This is a genomic window from Pseudomonas sp. 05N432 (genome assembly GCF_056396945.1).
The window spans coordinates 1-1,152 of record NZ_JBFTMM010000051.1; the positions used below are offsets into that span (position 1 = coordinate 1).

Here is a 1,152-nt window from a genome sequence, read left to right on the forward strand (position 1 = left end):
CCTTTCGCACCGCATCAACCAACGCATCTTCCAGAACCTCAGCGTGCCGAAAATTATCGGCCAGGTCCTCGAAGAGCACGGCATCCAAAGCAACGCCTACGAATTCAAAGTCGGGTCGATTTATCCCGAGCGCGTGTATTGCGTTCAGTACGATGAATCGGACCTGCATTTCATCCAGCGCCTGTGCGAGGAAGAAGGTATTCACTACCACTTCCAGCACAGCGCAACCGCCCACAAGCTGGTGTTCGGCGATGACCAGACGGTGTTCCCGAAACTCGCGCCGGTGGCCTATCAGCAAGACTCCGGCATGGTCGCCAACGACCCGGTGATCAAGCGCTTCGACCTGCGCCTGGAAACCCGCACCAGCCGCACCACCCGTCGCGACTACGACTTCGAGAAACCACGCATCACCCTCGAAAGCGAGGCCCGTGGCGACAGCAAACCGGACCTTGAAGACTACGACTACCCAGGGCGCTTCATCGACCGCGAACGCGGCAAGCACCTGGCCAAGCGATCCCTTGAACGGCACCGCAGCGACTACCAACTGGCCGAAGGCAAAAGCGATCAGCCGCTGCTGGTCAGCGGGCATTTCCTGGCCTTGAGTCAGCACCCCAAGCCTAAGTGGAACGACCTCTGGCTGCTCACTGAAATCCTTCACGAAGGCAAGCAGCCGCAAGTGCTCGAAGAGTCGGTGACCAGCGACACCACCGACCTCAAGGACGACTTCCACCAGGGTTACCGCAATCGCTTTCAGGCCACGCCGTGGGACGTGCCCAACCGTCCGCCGCTGGTGCACCCGAAGCCGCGCATCCTCGGCAGCCAGAGCGCGGTGGTCACCGGTCCCAAAGGTGAAGAGATCCACTGCGACCAGTACGGTCGGGTGAAGGTGCAATTTCACTGGGACCGCGAAGGCCAGGCCGACGACAAGACCAACTGCTGGCTGCGCGTCTCGTCCGCCTGGGCCGGCGCCCACTACGGCGGCATCGCCATCCCGCGGATCGGCATGGAAGTGCTGGTCACCTTCCTCGAAGGCGACCCCGACCAACCGCTGATCAGCGGCTGCCTGTACCACAAGGAAAACGTCGTTCCCTACGACCTGCCGGCGAACAAGACCCGCAGCACCTTCAAGAGCCTCAGCTCGCCCGGTGGCGG

General features: G+C 62.0%; 1 protein-coding gene. It reads left to right on the forward strand.

Annotation, left to right across the window (positions count from 1 at the left end; genetic code table 11):
• A partial coding sequence (gene tssI, locus AC1DHT_RS29135; RefSeq protein ID WP_477761586.1) for a type VI secretion system tip protein TssI/VgrG occupies positions 1-1,152 on the forward strand: 1,152 nt, incomplete at both ends.